Source organism: Streptomyces sp. SCUT-3, from assembly GCF_014083985.1.
GTDB lineage: Bacteria > Actinomycetota > Actinomycetes > Streptomycetales > Streptomycetaceae > Streptomyces_H > Streptomyces_H thermolineatus.
In genome coordinates this window covers 2979829-2997007 of record NZ_CP046907.1, presented here as the reverse complement: position 1 = coordinate 2997007, position 17179 = coordinate 2979829, and the positions used below count along the sequence as shown (strand labels likewise).

15 protein-coding genes are annotated in these 17179 nt (G+C 74.4%); 12 read left to right on the top strand and 3 right to left on the bottom strand.

Going from position 1 to position 17179, the window contains the following annotated elements; genetic code table 11:
* Positions 1-223 precede the first annotated feature (223 nt).
* Positions 224-901, bottom strand: coding sequence for a bifunctional DNA primase/polymerase (locus GQS52_RS13175; protein WP_182313641.1), 678 nt, complete (start codon positions 899-901; stop codon positions 224-226).
* A 594-nt stretch (positions 902-1495) separates the two neighbouring features.
* On the opposite strand from GQS52_RS13175, the gene GQS52_RS13170 reads away from it, so the two are divergent.
* On the top strand, positions 1496-3013 hold the full coding sequence (locus GQS52_RS13170) for a PP2C family protein-serine/threonine phosphatase (RefSeq protein ID WP_182313640.1): 1518 nt from the start codon (positions 1496-1498) through the stop codon (positions 3011-3013).
* A 162-nt stretch (positions 3014-3175) separates the two neighbouring features.
* On the top strand, positions 3176-4693 hold the full coding sequence (locus GQS52_RS13165; RefSeq protein ID WP_182313639.1) for an aminopeptidase P family protein: 1518 nt from the start codon (positions 3176-3178) through the stop codon (positions 4691-4693).
* A gap of 155 nt (positions 4694-4848) precedes the next feature.
* Here GQS52_RS13165 and GQS52_RS13160 read toward each other — a convergent pair whose 3' ends face one another.
* Complete coding sequence (locus tag GQS52_RS13160) at positions 4849-5304, bottom strand: ATP-binding protein (RefSeq protein WP_182313638.1); 456 nt, start codon at positions 5302-5304, stop codon at positions 4849-4851.
* A gap of 202 nt (positions 5305-5506) precedes the next feature.
* Here GQS52_RS13160 and GQS52_RS13155 point away from each other — a divergent pair, with 202 nt between their 5' ends.
* The 10 genes from GQS52_RS13155 to GQS52_RS13110 all read left to right on the top strand — a co-directional run bounded on the left by GQS52_RS13155 (position 5507) and on the right by GQS52_RS13110 (position 16339).
* A complete protein-coding gene (locus GQS52_RS13155) occupies positions 5507-6265 on the top strand; it encodes a hypothetical protein (protein WP_182313637.1) in 759 nt (252 codons plus the stop codon).
* Between the two features lie 79 nt (positions 6266-6344).
* Positions 6345-7145, top strand: coding sequence for a YcnI family protein (locus GQS52_RS13150; RefSeq protein WP_182316421.1), 801 nt, complete (start codon positions 6345-6347; stop codon positions 7143-7145).
* 115 nt (positions 7146-7260) lie between these two features.
* Positions 7261-7950, top strand: a complete 690-nt coding sequence (locus GQS52_RS13145) for an SCO family protein (RefSeq protein ID WP_182313636.1) — start codon at positions 7261-7263, stop codon at positions 7948-7950.
* Positions 7947-8582: a copper chaperone PCu(A)C gene (locus tag GQS52_RS13140; protein ID WP_182313635.1), complete on the top strand. Its 636-nt coding sequence runs from the start codon at positions 7947-7949 to the stop codon at positions 8580-8582. The genes GQS52_RS13145 and GQS52_RS13140 overlap by 4 nt, the downstream gene beginning before the upstream one ends.
* Before the next feature lie 2 nt (positions 8583-8584).
* Complete coding sequence (locus GQS52_RS13135) at positions 8585-10618, top strand: copper resistance protein CopC (RefSeq protein ID WP_182313634.1); 2034 nt, start codon at positions 8585-8587, stop codon at positions 10616-10618.
* Entirely contained in the window at positions 10618-11853 is a 1236-nt protein-coding gene (efeB, locus tag GQS52_RS13130) for an iron uptake transporter deferrochelatase/peroxidase subunit (RefSeq protein ID WP_182313633.1), read from the top strand. The genes GQS52_RS13135 and efeB overlap by 1 nt, the downstream gene beginning before the upstream one ends.
* Before the next feature lie 124 nt (positions 11854-11977).
* The gene (gene pheA, locus GQS52_RS13125; RefSeq protein WP_182316420.1) at positions 11978-12904 is read left to right on the top strand and encodes a prephenate dehydratase; all 927 of its coding nucleotides are present in this window, start codon (positions 11978-11980) and stop codon (positions 12902-12904) included.
* Between the two features lie 437 nt (positions 12905-13341).
* The gene (gene serS, locus GQS52_RS13120; RefSeq protein WP_182313632.1) at positions 13342-14619 is read left to right on the top strand and encodes a serine--tRNA ligase; all 1278 of its coding nucleotides are present in this window, start codon (positions 13342-13344) and stop codon (positions 14617-14619) included.
* Positions 14619-15458 carry an HAD family hydrolase gene (locus GQS52_RS13115; protein ID WP_182316419.1) on the top strand — a complete coding sequence of 280 codons (840 nt, stop codon included), beginning with the start codon at positions 14619-14621 and terminating at the stop codon, positions 15456-15458. Before serS ends, GQS52_RS13115 begins: the two co-directional genes overlap by 1 nt.
* A gap of 224 nt (positions 15459-15682) precedes the next feature.
* Positions 15683-16339: an NAD(P)H-dependent oxidoreductase gene (locus GQS52_RS13110; protein ID WP_182313631.1), complete on the top strand. Its 657-nt coding sequence runs from the start codon at positions 15683-15685 to the stop codon at positions 16337-16339.
* 100 nt (positions 16340-16439) lie between these two features.
* Here GQS52_RS13110 and GQS52_RS13105 read toward each other — a convergent pair whose 3' ends face one another.
* The gene (locus GQS52_RS13105; protein WP_182316418.1) at positions 16440-17159 is read right to left on the bottom strand and encodes an ABC transporter permease subunit; all 720 of its coding nucleotides are present in this window, start codon (positions 17157-17159) and stop codon (positions 16440-16442) included.
* Positions 17160-17179 lie beyond the last annotated feature (20 nt).

The following is a 17179-nucleotide window of genomic DNA, read 5'->3' as shown; positions in this document are numbered from 1 at the left end:
CCTTGGTCACAGGGGGTCGGCGAAAGGGGCAAATCCCCGGTTGCTCCTGTCGGTGGAATTTGCTCGGACGTCAAATCTTGTTACCGTTTTAATCAGCCCGGTCGCTGGTGCATCCCCCGTCGCCAGCGACCGGGCCCTTCCATGTCCGGAAGCTTCTTCCGCCCCCCCCCGGAACCGCACTTCCCGCGTCCGGGGCCGCCCCCCCGGGGCACCCGCACCGCCCTCAGTAGGCGAGCCGGGTCCCGTCCGGAGCCAGGCGGCTCGCCTCGACCAGCGCGTCCACGACCGCGGTGACGGTCGGCAGCCACGGCGCCCCGCCCCCCGGGACCTCCGGCGGCGGCCGCTCCCAGCGCACCCGTCCCGCCCCGACCTCGGACGGCGGCAGCACCACGTAGCCGCCCCGGCCGTGGTAGCGCAGGGACGAGGGCACCCAGTCGTGCTCGTGCAGCAGCTCGCCGAGCTCCTCCATCGAGTACGGGGCGACCAGCAGGGTCAGCCTGGTGGTCGTGGCGGTCACCGGCCCCACCCGCACTCCCAGGAGGTCGAACAGGCGCAGCGCCCGCCGGCCGGAGACCGCCGGCAGGCTGACCGCCGACACCGAGGTCCCGGTGGCCAGGACGATCGGCGCGTCGGGGCGGTTGGTCCACCACCAGCGCACCATCCGCGGGTCGCTGGTGGCGGCGAGCAGCCCCGGGTCCTCCGGGTGGGCGCCCGGCACGACGCACTCCGGCAGCAGGCAGGCGCAGGAGCCGTCGCGGTCGCGTCTGAGTCCGAGGCAGGACGGCCGGGTCCGCATGCCCGCCCCGGGGAGCACCGGCCAGTGCCAGCGTTCGGCACACGTGAGCGCCGCGTCGAGCAGCGCCGACCTGGTCCTGCGTCGCCTTCCGAGGATCTCGCGCATAAGCGCTCGTTCCTTTCCGTAGAACGCTCGAGGATCTGCCATGACACCGGGCAATCGCCGGGACACCGTGCACTCGGCAGCGCATCACGCCGAACACCGGGCGCGAAACGTGGCGGAGGGTGGCGCACAGGTGGCGCATTGCTCTTGGTGGTCCACTGCGCGTTTCGAATCCCGCTGCCAAGGGGATTCTTCAGGATTGCGCTGCCGTCGCCGGGTATGACGCGCGGCCCGGCCGACAGGTTCCGCCGACCGGGCCGGACCCATGAACGGGTCCTGCCCGGGACTCCGCCCCGTAGTCCTCCCCGTACGCATTCGCCGACGGGAACGTGACGCACTGTCGGACGGGAACCAGTCGACCGCGCCCCGCAGCACCGGGAGCCTGTTTTCGGACACTTCGGGGAAAGATCGACACCCGGGCCCCCACCTGCGCAATCCTGGACATCCCCTCACCTGTCCGTGTAGAAGTTGGACCACCGGTCGCGGTGCAACGCGACACGGGTTTTGCGGTGCTACTGACGGAAAATCAAATTTTGTTCCTGGCGCCCAAAGACCCTCAATCCACAGATTCACGGACCGTTCCGAAAGCCACCGCCCATGAGCGCCGCCCGCCTCCCCAAAGTGGCCGAAATCAGTTCCCCCTCCGCCGCGCCACCCCACACTCTCCGCCCCGCCACGGAAACGGCCCCGTCCGCCGCTGGCCACGGCGGCCCGGCCGACGTGGCCGACGTGGCCGACGTGGCCGATACCACCGGTGGAGCCGGTACTCCAGGTACTCCCGGGGGGCCCGGTGCCACCGGCTCGACCGGTGCCGTGGGCCGGATCGTCGCCGCCCAGGACCGCCTGGCGACGTGGCTCTCGGACCTGACCACGCTCCACGAACTCACCGGACTCCTGGCCGCCGCCGACTCCCTGGACGCCGCGCTGCGCGAGGTGCTGCGGGCCGGCGCCTTGCTGGTGGGCGCCGGACGCGGGCTGATGGTGCTGGAACCCTCCGACGGCCGGGGGCCGGAGACCGTCGTCGGCCTGGGGCTGACCCACGCGGACCTGGGCGCCTTCGAGACGGTCCCCCGTGACGCCTCCCCCCACGGCCTCCTGCTGGCCGTAGCAGGGGAGGTGCCGGCCGGAGGCCCCGTCCGACCCGCGGAACTGCTCCACCCCGACCTGTCCGGCGAGGAGACCACGCCTCCCCGGCTGCACGAGGTCGCGCGCGTCCTCGGCGCCGGGGCCGCCTACTCCCGCCGGCTGACCTCCCGGTCCGCCGGGGACCTCGGCGCGCTGGTGTGGCTGTACGACGGGCCGGCCGAGCCCGACGGCCGCATGCGCCACCTCGCCGGGCTGTACTGCGACCGGGCGGCCGAGCACGTCGCCCGCCACCTGGAGCTCAGCCGGAGCCTCAGCGGCGCGGCCGCCCTGCGCGAGGAGTTCCTGCCCTCCCGGCTGCCCCGGGTCCGCGGCGTCCGCACGGCGGTCCGGCACCTCAGCGGTCCGCGCGGCGGCGGGGACTGGTACGACGCGACGGTGCTGCCCGAGGGGGCGCTCGGCGTGAGTGTCGGAGGGGTCACCGGTTCCGGGCCGGGCGCGGCCGGGGCGATGGGGCGGCTGCGGGCCGCCCTGCGCGCCTACGCCGTCCAGGAGGGGGAGGACCCGGTCGCGGTCCTGTCGGACCTGGAGCTGCTGCTGCGGGTGACCGAGCCGGGCCGCTGCGCCACAGCCCTGTTCGCCCACGTCGACCCGGAGCGGCGCAGGGTCGCGCTGGCCGGGGCGGGCAGTTGCCCGCCGCTACTGGTGGGCGAGTACCGCACGGAGTACGTGGAGACCTCCCTGTCCGCGCCGCTGGGCATGCTCAGCTGCTGGGAGGCCCCCGGCGCGGAGGTCGAGCCGGCCCCGGGGGAGACCCTGCTGCTGTACACCGACGGGCTGCTGCACCGCGGCGGGGGTTCCCCGGACCGCGGCTCCGCCAGGCTGTACCAGGCCGCGGCCGGGGCGTCCCGGGCCGCGCGCGAGGACCCGGAGCAGCTCTGCGACCACGTGCTGCGGACCATGCTCCCGGACGGCCTGGACACCCTGGACACCACCGAGGACGTCGTGCTGCTGGCGGTCCGCTTCGACTGAGCCGGGCCGGGCCGGGTGCGGACGGGCGCGGGAACGGACCGTGCGCGGGGACGGACCGTGCGCGGGCGCGTCTCCGCAGGTCCTGTCCGACATCGCCCCCTACGGAAATCCGACAAGCCACACATACGATGGGCGGCGGTTTCATGATGCGAGGAGGCACAAGTGACCGAGGACCGCACCCCGCCGCAGGCACCCGAGGGGGCCGACAGCGCCGAGGAGCCGATCAAGCAGCGCAAGAACGGGTTGTACCCGGCCGTCTCCGACGAGCTCGCCGAGTCGATGAAGTCCGGCTGGGCGGACACCGAGCTGCACGGCCTGGAGCCGGCCGAGTCGTCCGCGCCCGCCGCCCGCCGCCGCGCGGCCCTCTCCGCCCGCTTCCCCGGCGAGCGCCTGGTCGTCCCGGCCGGGAACCTCAAGACCCGGTCCAACGACACCGAGTACCCCTTCCGGGCCTCGACCGAGTACGTGCACCTCACCGGGGACCAGACCCAGGACGCCGTGCTCGTGATGAACCCCACCGGGGACGGCCACGAGGCCGTCGCGTACCTGCTGCCCCGGTCGGACCGGGAGAACGGCGAGTTCTGGCTGAACGGCCACGGCGAGCTGTGGGTCGGCCGGCGGCACAGCCTGACCGAGGCCGAGCAGGTCCTCGGCCTGCCCTGCCGTGACGTGCGCAAGGTCGCCGAGGAGCTCACCGCCGTCACCGACGTGCCCACCCGCGTCGTCCGCGGCCACGACGCCTCGGTGGAGGAGGCCCTGGCCCGGACCGACCCGGCCCGCCTCGAGCCCCGGATCTCCGACGACGAGCCCACCGCGGCGGAGGCGCGCGACGAGGAACTGCGCGTCTTCCTCAGCGAGCTGCGCCTGGTCAAGGACGAGTGGGAGATCGGCGAACTGCAGAAGGCCGTCGACTCCACCGTGCGCGGCTTCCACGACGTGGTGAAGGTCCTGGACCGGGCCGAGGCCACCTCGGAGCGCTACGTCGAGGGCACCTTCTTCCTGCGTGCCCGGGTCGAGGGGAACGACGTCGGCTACGGCACCATCGCCGCCGCCGGGCCGCACGCCTGCACCCTGCACTGGGTCCGCAACGACGGGCCGGTCCGCCCCGGCGACCTGCTGCTGCTCGACGCCGGCGTGGAGACCCACAGCCTCTACACCGCCGACGTCACCCGCACCCTGCCCGTCAGCGGCACCTTCAGCGACGTCCAGCGCCGCATCTACGACGCGGTGTACGAGGCCCAGGAGGCCGGCATCGCCGCGGTGCGGCCCGGCGCCAAGTACCGCGACTTCCACGACGCCGCGCAGCGGGTGCTGGCCGCCCGGCTCGTCGAGTGGGGCCTGCTCGACGGCCCGGTCGACCGGGTCCTGGAGCTGGGCCTGCAGCGCCGCTGGACCCTGCACGGCACCGGCCACATGCTCGGGCTGGACGTGCACGACTGCGCGGTCGCCCGCACCGAGACCTACGTCGACGGCGTCCTGGAGCCCGGCATGGTGCTCACCGTCGAGCCCGGACTGTACTTCCAGGCCGACGACCTGACGGTGCCCCAGGAGTACCGGGGCACCGGCGTGCGCATCGAGGACGACATCCTGGTGACCGAGGAGGGCAACCGGAACCTCTCGGCCGCCCTGCCGCGCCGGTCCGACGAGGTCGAGGCGTGGATGGCCGCCGTCCGCGGCTGACCCCGGGCCGCCCTGCCGGACCGTTCTCCCCGGCTTTCCGGGAGATACGGTCCGGCAGGGCGGGGCCCCGCATCGGACGGCGGTGCGGCCCGGAGGGCCCGGAGGATCCCGGGGGGCCCGCCGGACCGGTTCAGGAAGCGGGTTCAGGAGGCGGTTCAGGAGGCCTGCAGGAGTGAGCCCTCGCGCCACTTGAGGGCCTTGTCGAAGCTGACCACCACACCGCGCCCGGGGCGGCTGTCGAAGCAGACGTTGTCCACCAGCGACTCGATGAGGAACATCCCGCGCCCGGACTCGGCCGGAACGGCCGCGGCCGCGGCCGCCGGGACCCGCGTCCGGTGCGGCGGCCACCGGGACGGGAGACCCGGTCCGAAGTCGGTCACCTCGATGCGGCACCGGTCGCCGTCGATCTCCGCGGTGACCCGGTACGTGCCCGACAGGTCCCCCTCCGCGTGCTCCACCGCGTTGGCGCAGGCCTCCGAGAGCGCGACCGACAGGTCGTGGGAGATGTCCGGGTCGACCCCCGCGGCCTCCATCGCGCCGAGGAGCACCCTCCGTGCGAACGGCACGCTCGCGGCCTCGCGCCGCAACTGCAGGGACCACCGGACGCTCATGCTCCAGCCTCCTGGCTGCGGTTCGACATACCGCACGTATTACCTCCGCGGCGGACGGGCCAATCACGGTCCGCGGCCGAGTGCGCTCTTTCGGACGACCCGCCGGACGGCCGCTGCCGCCCGGCGGACACGATGGGCAAAAACCCGCAATGCACCCCCCTGCCGTACAGGGCCCGGAACGCGGTGGGATGATGGCGGAGCCATGACTGCCTTCCAGCGCGCCGGCGCGGATCTGCGACTGCTGAGGGCCGCGGTGTTCACCGCGGTCTGCGTGGTGCTGGCCGCCGCCGGGCACTCGCTGGCCTCCGGCAGCACCGTCCCGGTCGGCTCGCTGGCCGCCGGCTGGCTGGCGCTCTTCGCGGTGACCGCGGCCCTGGCCGGGCGGGAGCGCGCCTTCGCCTCCATCACCGTCGGCCTGCTGGCCGGCCAGGCCGGGCTGCACCTGCTCTTCAACGGCCTGGAAACGGCACGCTCCCCGCGTCCGGCCCCCTCCGGGGTGGCCGACCTGGCGGCGCGGCTGATGTGCGGCGAACAGGGCCCGATCGGCGAACGGACCGCCCACGACATCGTCCTGCGGGCCGGCCTGGACCCCGCGGACTACGCGGACACGGCCGTGACCGCCGCCGCCCACCACGGGCAGCTGGCGTACTCGTGGTCCATGCTGGCCGGCCACCTGGCGGCCGCCGCCGTCGCGGGATGGCTGCTGCGCCGCGGCGAGGCGGCCCTGTGGGGGCTGCTGCGGCTGTGCGCGCAGGCGGTCGCCGCGGCGTCCTCCCCGCTGCGCGTCCTGCGCACCGCGACGGCCCTGCTGCGCGCCCTGCTCCGCGGCACCGGGGACGACACCGCCCCGCACCGCCGGGCCCGCCGGGACGAGCACGACGAACGCCCCCTCGAAGCGGTACTCCTGCAGAACAGTGTGGTCAGGCGCGGGCCGCCCGCGCCGTGCGCGCTCGCGGCCTGAGCGCACGCCCCGCGCCACCCCACATTCCTGCCGCCCGACGGTCGTCGGACCTCGGGCGTTCCCCTGGAGTACCCGCGTGATGAACGCGCACCGCAGCTCCGTCCTGCCCCGCACGGCGGTCTTGGGCGGCCTCACCGCCTCCTGCCTGGCGCTGCTCGTCGGCACGGCCCACGCGCACGTGTCCGTGCAGCCCGGCGAGGCCGCGAAGGGCGGCTACAGCTCGGTCGTCTTCAAGGTGCCCAACGAGCGCGACGACGCCGGCACCACGAAGGTCGAGGTCCACTTCCCCTCCGACCGGCCGCTCGCCTCGGTGCTGACCAGGCCGGTCCCCGGCTGGAAGACGGAGGTCGTCCGCAGCGAGCTCGACAAGCCGGTCGACAGCCACGGGAAGAAGCTCACCGAGGCCGTCACGAGGATCACCTGGTCCGGCGGGACCATCGAGCCCGGCTCCTACCAGGAGTTCCCGGTCTCGATCGGTCCGCTCCCCGAGGACACCGACCGGATGGTCTTCAAGGCCCTGCAGACCTACGAGGACGGCGAGGTCGTCCGCTGGATCGAGGTGCCGCAGGAGGGCGGCGAGGAGCCGGAGAGCCCGGCCCCCGTCCTGGCCCTCACCGATGCCGGGGACGGCCACGGCCACGGCGGCACGGACGACGCCGCGGACGCCCCGGACGCCCCGGACGCCCCGGACGGCTCGAAGGCCTCCGACGCCCCCGGGAAGAACGAGGACTCCGGGGACGGCTCCGGGACGGCGGCGCAGGAACCGGCCGCCGACAACACGGCCCGCGCCCTGGGTGCCGTCGGCATCCTCGTCGGCGCGGCCGGGGTGGCCTTCGGGGTCCTCGCCGGACGCCGCCGGGGCTCCTCCCCCTCCTCCTGACGGCCGGAAGCCGGCCGGACGCCCCCCGCGGGGCGGCCGGCCGGCCCGGACCGCCGGGTACCCCCCGATCCGGGTGCCCCAGTGCCCCGGACCCCTCTGCCCGAAAGAAACACGCATGCCAAGCACCACCACCGGACCACGCCGGTCCCCGCTGCGGCTCGCCGCCGCGCTGGTCTGCGCCGGCGCGCTCTCCCTCACCCTCGCCGCGTGCGGCGGCTCCGGGGAGGACGCCGGGGAGCCGGCCGTCGTCGTGTCCACGCCGGCCTCCGACTCCCCGTACAAGGGGACGTCCCTCGGCGCCCCCTACGACAAGCCGGACGTCGTCCTGACCGACACCGACGGCGAGAAGTACGACCTGCTGAAGGAGACGGCGGGCAGGCCGACGCTGCTCTACTTCGGCTACACCCACTGCCCCGACGTGTGCCCGACCACCATGGGCGACATCGCGATCGCCAAGGAGAAGCTGAGCGCGAAGGAGCAGAAGGAGCTGCGGGTCGTCTTCGTCACCACCGACCCCGAGCGGGACACCCCCGAGGAGCTGCGCTCCTGGCTGGACGCCTTCGACTCCTCCTTCGTCGGCCTGACCGGCTCGTTCGACGACATCCAGAAGGCCGCCCGGGCCGTCGGCGTCTCCGTGGACGCGCCCGAGAAGGAGAAGGACGGCACCGTCACCGTCGACCACGGTGCGCAGGTCCTCGCCTACTCGCCGAAGGACGACAAGGCCCACGTCATCTACACCTCCGGCACCACCCCGGAGGACTTCACCCACGATCTTCCCCTGCTGCTCGAAGGAACCGAGGCATGAACACCGCCCTGCGCATCACCACCGCCGCCGCCGCCCTCGCGCTGAGCGCGGTCCTGGCCGGCTGCGGAGCCGACGACACCGGGGACAAGGCGGAGGGGACCCCCGCGGCCTCCGCCTCCGCGAAGGCCGGCGCGGCGGACGGGACCGCCGCGGCGCGCCCGCAGCTGAAGGTCGCCGACGCCTACATACCGGCCCCGGCCAAGGACACCATGGGCGCCGCCTACCTGGTCGTCCACAACTCGGGCCCCGTCGCGGACCGCGTGGTGAAGGTCACCAGCAACCTCACCGGCGAGACCCAGATGCACACCGTCAAGGGCACGAAGATGCAGCAGGTCGACGGGTACGACGTCCCCGCGAACGGCAAGCTCGTCCTGGAGCGCGGCGGCAACCACATCATGTTCGTGGAGCTGGAGAAGAAGCTGAAGGAGGGCGACACCGTCGAGCTGACGCTGCACTTCGCCAAGTCCGACCCGATCGAGCTCGAGGTCGACGTGAAGCCCATGACCTACCGGCCCGGCGGGTCCGAGGACTCCGGCAAGGCCGGTGACGGGGGCGCCATGCACGGGACGAACATGATGCACGGCTCGGACTCGATGCACGGCTCGGACTCGATGCACAGTTCGGAGAAGTGACGATGGCGGCAGCCGCACGCAGGCGGGTCGCGGCCCTGCTCACGGTCCGGCCCGCGACCCGGCTCACAGCCCTGCTCGCGGTCCTGGCCGGGGCCGTCGCCCTCCTGCTGGGCGGCGCCGCGCCGGCTTCGGCACACGCAGCGCTGGTCAGCACCGATCCCGCCCGGGAGTCGGTGCTGGCCGGCGCGCCCCGGCAGGTCTCCCTCGGGTTCTCCGAGAGCGTCCTGCTGTCCGCCGACTCCGTCCGGGTCCTGGACCCGGACGGCCGACGGGTCGACGAGGGCGGTGCCCGCCACACCGGCGGCGACGCCCGCACCGCCTCCGTCCGGCTGCGCGCCGGGCTGCCGGACGGCACGTTCACCGTGGCGTGGAAGGCGGTCTCCGGCGACAGCCACCCCGTCTCCGGGGCCTTCACCTTCTCCGTCGGGGCCCCTTCGCAGACCTCCGCCGCCCTGCCCGAGCAGCGGGCCGGGGAAGGCGCGGTGGGCGTCCTGTACGACGTCGCGCGGTACGTCGCCTACGGCGGGTACGCGCTGCTGGTCGGCACCGGGGCCCTGCTGGTGGGCTGCTGGCACCGCGGCGCCGCGGTGCGGCCGGTGCGGCGACTGCTGCTGGGCGGGTGGGCCGCGATGCTGCTGTCCGCCCTCGCCCTGCTGCTGCTCCGCGGCCCCTACACCGCCGGCGGCGGGCTGGGCTCGGCGTTCGCCCCCGGCACGGTCAGGGAGACCCTGGCCACCGGGCCGGGGACGGCGCTCGCCGCCCGGTTGCTGCTGCTGGCGGTGGCCGGGGGGTTCCTGGCCGTGCTGACCGGCCCGTTCACCCGGTGGACGGACCCGGCCGGGCGCAGGGACCTCGCGCGCGGCCTCGGCATCGGCGGCGCGGTCCTCGCCCTCGGCCTGGCAGGGACCTGGGCCACCGTCGAGCACGCCTCGGTGGGCATCATGCCGTGGCTGTCGGTGCCGGTGGACATGCTGCACCTGGTGGCGATGGCCGTCTGGCTGGGCGGCGTCGCGGCGCTGCTGACCGGGCTGTACCGGAGCACCGGCGACGGTGTGGACGTGCGGGCCGTGACGCGGTTCTCCCGGCTGGCGTTCGCCGCCGTGGTGGTGCTGGTGGCGACCGGGGCCTACCAGAGCTGGCGGCAGCTGGGCTCGTGGGAGGCGTTCGCCACCACCGGGTACGGCAGGCTGCTGGCGCTGAAGATCGGCCTGGTCGCGCTGCTGCTCGTCGGGGCGTGGCTGTCGCGCGGCCGGACCGCGCGCATGCGTGCGGCTGCGGACGCTCCGCCGGCGGCCGTCGGCTCCCCGGAGTCGGCCCGCCCCGAGGACGCGAACGCGAGCGCAGGAGCGGGCGCGGACGCAGGAGCGGGCGCGGACGCAGGAGCGGGCGCGGCCGGGAGCGGGACGGACGCCGGGGACGCGGGCCGGGTACGGACCGAGGACCCGGTACGGACCGAGGACCCGGTACGGGCCGCGCAGCTGGCGCGGCAGCGGGCCGCCGTGGCGGCGGCCCGGGTCCGGCGGGAGCGGGACTCGGACCCGCACCGCGCGGGGCTGCGCCGGTCGGTCCTCGCCGAGGTCGCGGTCGCGGCGGCCGTGCTGGCCGTCACCACGCTGCTGACCGGCACCCAGCCGGGCCGTGCGGAGGCCGAGTCCACCGCCTCAGCCGCGGACGCGAGCACCGCGCTGGCCGACTTCCCGGTCACGACCACCGTCGTCCACGACCTGTGCGGGCCGACGGGTTCCGGGACGGCGCTGGTCGGCCTGGACCCGGGCCGGGCCGGCGGCAACCGGCTCGGTGTCTCCCTGAAGGACCTGAACGGGAGGCCGATGGACGTGGAGGAGCTGAAGATCTCCTTCACCCTGCCGTCGAAGGACGTGGGCCCGCTGACGGCGGACGTGCGCCGTGTGGGGCTCGGGTACTGGACCGCCGACCGGGTCCAGTTGCCCTACGCGGGGGAGTGGGAGATGGACGTGACCCTCCGGACCTCCGAGATCGACCAGGTCACCGTGATGAGAAAGCTGCGGATCCAGTGATGCACGAGCACGAAAGCACGATCTCCCGGCGTCGGCTGCTGGGGACGGCCGCGGGGGCCGGCGCCGCCGGCCTCGTGGCGGGTGCGGCGGGCGGCGTGGCGGGGCACGCCCTCGCCTCCGGCGACGCCCCGGCGCCCCTCACCTCTCTGGGCGCGGCGTCCGTGCCCTTCCACGGCGCCCGTCAGGCCGGCATCACCACCGCCCTGCAGTCCCACGCCCACCTGGTGGCGTTCGACCTGGTGGCGGGCGCCCGGCGCAAGGAGGCCGCGGCCCTGATGCGCCGGTGGTCGGCCGCGGCGGAGGCGATGACGCGGGGCGGGGCGCCCGACGGGGACGACCTGGTGGCGGCGGACGCCGGGCCGTCGTCCCTGACGGTCACCTTCGGCTTCGGCGCGTCGTTCTTCGACCGCACGGGGCTGAAGTCCCGGCGCCCCGACGCGCTGGCCCCGCTGCCGTCCTTCTCCGCCGACGCCCTGGACGCCGACCGCAGCGACGGCGACCTGTTCGTGCAGATCGGGGCCGACGACGCCCTGGTGGCCTTCCACGCCCTGCGGACCCTGCAGCGCGCGGCGGACGGCACGGCCCGGGTGCGCTGGCAGATGAACGGGTTCAACCGGGCGCCGGGGGCGACCGCGCGGCCGATGTCGATGCGCAACCTGATGGGCCAGGTCGACGGCACCAACAACCCCAAGCCGTCGGACGCGGACTTCGAGGAGCGGGTCTTCGTGCCGGCCGGCGGCGACCCGGAGTGGATGGCGGGCGGCAGCTACGCGGTGGTCCGCCGCATCCGGATGCTGCTGGACGCCTGGGACAACCTGAGCGGCGAGCAGCAGGACCGGGTGATCGGACGGCGCAAGTCGGACGGCGCCCCGCTGTCCGGCGGCACCGAGACCACCCCGGTGGACCTGGGCAAGCAGAACCCCGACGGGTCGCTGGCGGTCCCGGGGGACGCGCACGTGCGGGTCGCGGCGCCGTCGGAGAACGGCGGGGCGGCGATGCTGCGCCGCTCGTTCTCCTACCACGACGGGTTCGACGCGGACGGGGTGCCGGACGCGGGGCTGCTGTTCGTCGCCTGGCAGGCGGACCCCCGGCGCGGCTTCGTCCCGGTGCAGCGCAAGCTGGACCGCGGCGACGGGCTGTCGCGGTTCCTGCGGCACGAGACGAGCGCACTGTTCGCGGTCCCCGGGGGCGCGAAGCGGGGGGAGTACGTGGGGCAGCGGCTGCTGGAGTCCTGACCGCCCTCCCTGCCGCCCGGCCGCCCGGTCGTCCGCGCCGCGCGCCGCGGGCCGCCGGCCGGTCGGCCCGCAGTGCGGACGACCGGCGCGGACCGCCGCGCCGGTCGCTATCGTGGCGTTCATGATGTCGTCCGGCCGATACACCTATCTGGGGCCCGCGGGCACGTTCACCGAGGCCGCGCTGCGCACCCTGCCGGAGGCGGGGACGAGGGAGCTGGTCCCGATGGTGTCGGTGCCGGCCGCGCTGGACGCGGTGCGGGCCGGCGAGGCCGGCGGCGCGTTCGTGCCGATCGAGAACTCGGTCGAGGGCGGGGTCAACGCGACCCTGGACGAGCTGGCCACCGGCGCCCCGCTGATGATCTACCGCGAGGTGCTGCTGCCGATCACGTTCGCCCTGCTGGTGCGTCCGGGCACGACGCTGGCCGACGTCAAGACCGTCACCGGGCACCCGGTGGCCCAGCCGCAGGTGCGCAGGTGGCTGTCGGCGAACCTGCCGGACGCGCGCTGGGAGTCCGCGGCGTCCAACGCCGACGGGGCGCGGCAGGTGCAGGAGGGCCGGTTCGACGGGGCGTTCGCGGGCGAGTTCGCGGCCGCGATGTACGGGCTGCAGCCGCTGGTGACCGACATCCACGACGCGCAGAACGCCGCCACCCGGTTCGTGCTCGCCGGCCTGCCGGGGCGGCCGTCGGCGCCGACGGGTGCGGACCGGACGTCCGTGGTGCTGTGGCTGGGCGACGACCACCCGGGTGCGCTGCTGGAGCTGCTCCAGGAGTTCGCGGTGCGCGGGGTCAACCTGGTGCGCATCGAGTCCCGGCCGACCGGCGAGGGGATCGGCCGGTACTGCTTCTCGGTGGACTGCGAGGGCCACATCGCCGACCGCCGGGTGGGCGAGGCGCTCACCGGTCTGAAGCGGATCTGCCCGGGCGTGCGGTTCCTGGGCTCGTACCCGAGGGCGGACCGGGTGCGTCCGGCCCTGCGGCCGGGGACCACGGACAAGGACTTCACCGACGCCTCGGACTGGCTGGCGCGATGCCTGGACGGCCGCGCCTGACCCGTCTGTGGAAAACGGTCTACTTATCCACAGGGTGCGGCGGCCGCTGGGGACAACCCGCCCCCGGAAACCCTCATCGTCGACAAATCACCCCACAGGGGGCGAAGGAGCCCACAGGGGTGCACACCACCCCGATCGAGGGAAATCCTTCGATCAAATCGTTCAGGTGGCGAATTACCCTCGAAAGAGAGAGCGAAGTCCTCCGGAATCGGAAATGCGTCACGCACCGCAACCGGAGCGGGATGAACAATTCCGACAGCGACCCGCCTTCCACACCGCCTGTGGAAAAGCTTCTCCTCCACCGAAGAACTGTGGATAACTCGGGGACAGCAATGCTCCGCCGCACCGCCGCACCGCACGGCCGGACGGCCGGGACCCGCCCGCAGTCGCCCGTCCGGGGGTCGAGCGCCCGCCTGCCGCACCGGTAGCCTGTACCCGTGATTGACCTTCGCCTGCTCCGTGAGGACCCCGACCGTGTCCGCGCGTCCCAGCGCGCCCGTGGAGAGGACGTCGAACTCGTCGACGCGCTCCTCTCCGCCGACGAGCGGCGCAGGTCGTCCGGCGTCCGCTTCGACCAGCTGCGCGCCGAGCAGAAGACCCTCGGCAAGCGCATCCCCAAGGCCCAGGGGGACGAGAAGGCCGAACTGCTCAAGCAGGCGGGTGAGCTGTCGGCCGCGGTCAAGGCCGCCGACGCCGAGCAGGACGAGGCGGCGGCCGAGGCACAGCGCCTGCTGCTGCAGCTGTCCAACATCGTCGAGCCCGACGTCCCCGTCGGCGGCGAGGAGGACTTCGTCGTCCTCGAGACGCACGGCGAGGCGAGGGACTTCGCCGCCGAGGGATTCGAGCCCAAGGACCACCTCGAGATCGGCCAGCTCCTCGGCGCCATCGACACCGAGCGCGGCGCCAAGGTCTCCGGCTCACGCTTCTACTACCTGACCGGCGTCGGCGCACTGCTCGAACTCGCCCTGGTGAACGCGGCGATCGCACAGGCCACCGAGGCTGGCTTCGTGCCGATGCTCACCCCCGCGCTGGTCAAGCCGCGCGCCATGGAGGGCACCGGATTCCTGGGCCAGGCCGCGGAGAACGTCTACCACCTGGAGAAGGACGACTTCTACCTGGTCGGCACCTCCGAGGTCCCGCTCGCCGCCTACCACATGGACGAGATCGTCGACGCGGAGTCGCTGCCGCGCCGCTACGCCGGGTTCTCGCCCTGCTTCCGCCGCGAGGCCGGCACCTACGGCAAGGACACCCGGGGCATCTTCCGCGTCCACCAGTTCGACAAGGTCGAGATGTTCTCGTACGTCGCGCCCGAGGACTCGGTCGCCGAGCACGAGCGGCTGCTGGCCTGGGAGAAGCAGTGGCTGAACGCGCTCGGCCTGCCGTTCCGCGTCATCGACGTGGCCTCCGGCGACCTCGGCGCGTCCGCGACCCGCAAGTACGACTGCGAGGCGTGGATCCCCACCCAGGGCAAGTACCGCGAGCTGACCTCGGCGTCCAACTGCCGCGAGTTCCAGGCGCGGCGGCTGTCGGTGCGCATGCGCGACGAGAACGGCGTCCGGCCGCTGGCCACGCTCAACGGCACGCTCTGCGCCGTGCCGCGCACGATCGTCGCGATCTTCGAGAACCACCAGCAGGCCGACGGCTCGGTGGTGGTGCCCGAGATCCTGCGCCCGTACCTCGGCGGCCGCGAGGTGCTGGAGCCCGTCGCCAAGTGATCCCCGGCCAGAGCCCGGCGCGCCACGGCGCCGACCTCCCGTACCGTCTCGTCGCCACCGACCTCGACGGGACGCTGCTGACCGGCGACGACACCGTCTCGGAGCGGTCGCGTGCGGCGCTGGCCGCGGCCACCGCGGCCGGCGCGGCGCACATCGTCGTCACCGGCCGCGCGGTGCCGTGGGCCAAGCAGGTCCTCGACGAGCTGGACTACCGCGGCCTCGCCGTGTGCGGACAGGGCGCGCAGGTCTACCACGCGGGCGAGCACCGCCTGCTGACCTCGCTCACCCTGGACCGCCGGACGGCGGCTACGGCAGTGGCCAGGATCGAGGCGGAGGCGGGACCGCTGGCGCTGGCCGCCAGCCGCGACGGTCTGGACGGCGAGGTCGTCGTCGGCCCGGGGTACCGGTTCCATCCGGGCCTGCCGGTGCTGGGGGCGGCCGGCCACGACGAGCTGTGGAGCGCCCCGCTGAACAAGCTCTACATCCAGCACCCCGAGCTGGACGACGACGAACTGGCCGCCACCGCCGTGCGCGTGGCGGGCGACCTCGTCGGCGTCACGATGGCGGGCGCCGGGATCGTCGAACTGCTGCCTGCCGGGCTGACCAAGGCCACCGGCCTGTCGCTGGCCGCGCGGCGGCTGGGCCTGACCTCCCGGGACACCATCGCGTTCGGCGACATGCCCAACGACGTCCCGATGTTCCGCTGGGCGGCGCACGGCGTGGCGATGGCCAACGCCCACCCGGAGCTGAAGTCCGTGGCCGACGAGGTGACCGCCTCCAACGACGAGGACGGGATCGCGCTCGTCCTGGAGAAGCTCTTCCCCGCCGCCCGGGTCTGACCGCCCGGGTCCGGCCCCCCCCGGGCCCGACCGTCCGGGCCCGACCGTCCGGGCCCGACCGTCCGGGGCCCGGGGCCGTCGGGCGGCGGATTCCGCCTCCTGCGACACAAACCCCTGCGGCAGCGGGACCTGCTCTTGCCCTGCGGGGCGGAGACCGAGTACCCATGGGCGGTTCGTTGAACCATGCACAGCCCATGCACAGCCGTCGTGAGGACAGAACCGCCATGGCCCGCCTTCTGCACATCGACTCCTCCGCCACCCCCGGCGGCTCCGTCTCCCGGGAGGTCGCCGCCACCTTCCGCAAGGCGTGGGACGCCGCACACCCGGGCAACTCCGTCACCTACCGGGACGTGGCCGCCGAACCGGTGCCCCACCTGGACAGCGACGGCATAGCCTCCCGCTTCGTACCCGTCGAGCGCCGCGACGCCGCCCAGCGGGCCGCCGCGGCGGTGCAGGACGCCCTGGTCGCCGAGCTGGTCTCGGCCGACGCCTACCTGTTCAGCGTGCCGATGTACAACTGGTCGGTCCCCTCGACCTTCAAGGCCTGGCTGGACCACGTGATCGTGCCCGGCCGCACCACCGCCTTCGGCAACGAGCCGCAGAGCGTGCGGGGCCGCCCGGCGACCGTCGTCCTCGCGACCGGCGGCGCCTACGGGCCGTCGAGCTCGCGCTCGGACTGGGACTTCGCCACCCCGTACCTGCACAGGGTGCTCCGGGACGGCCTGGGCCTGGAGACCGAGATCGTCCGGGTGGAACTCACCCTGGCCCACTCCAACCCGGCCATGGCGGACCTGCGCGGAGCCGCCGACGCCAACCGCCTCGAGGCGCACTCGGCGGTCGAGCACCGCGCCCGGGCCTTGGCGGCCCGCCTCGCGGGCTGACCCGGAGCCGGACCGGGGCCGGGGCCGCGCCCGGGGCCGGAGGCCTTCGGACCCGCCGGCCCCCGGGCCCGCCGGCCTCCGGGCGGCCCCGAGGGGCGCTCTACGCCTCGCCCGCCAGGGTCAGCGACCGCAGCCGCTGGACGGCGAACCAGGTGGCCGTGGCGGTGAGGACCGCCAGTAGCGCCGAGGCCAGCGGCAGGCCCACCTCGGAGGTGACCGTCCCGGCGGCCGCCGTCTCCTGGGCGAGCGCCAGCGCCCACTGCTGCACGCTCAGCGCCTTCGCGCCGGGGATGAAGCTGCCGACCACGCCCTCCCACACCAGTGCGTAGACCAGGCCGACCACCACCGCGTGCCGGGTGACGATCCCCAGGAACAGGAACAGTGCCGCGTAGGCGACGGAGGCGACGGCCGCGGCCGCGCCGAAGGCGACCGCGATCCGCCCGCCGTTCCCGGCCAGGAGCAGGCCCGCCAGGTAGGTCGGCACCGCCGCGAAGGCGATCGTCGTGCCGGCGGCGACCGCCAGTTTGGTGAGCACGATGCCCGGACGGCTCAGCGGCTTGGCCAGCAGGTAGACGATCGAGCCGTCGTCGATCTCGGGACCCGTGGCGCCCGTGCCCACGATCACCCCGACCAGGGGCACGACCGTGGCCAGGGCGAACCCGCCCAGCATGCCGACGGCGGTCGCCTCGTCGCGGCCGGCCAGGAGCCGCACCGCCCCGGCGACGACGAGCAGCAGCCCGGGCAGGCCGAACAGCAGCAGCGCCCGGCGGCGGCCCAGCAGCCCGCGGTAGGTGAGGCGGGCGACGGTGGTGTTGTAGATCTGCATCTCGGTGTTCCTCC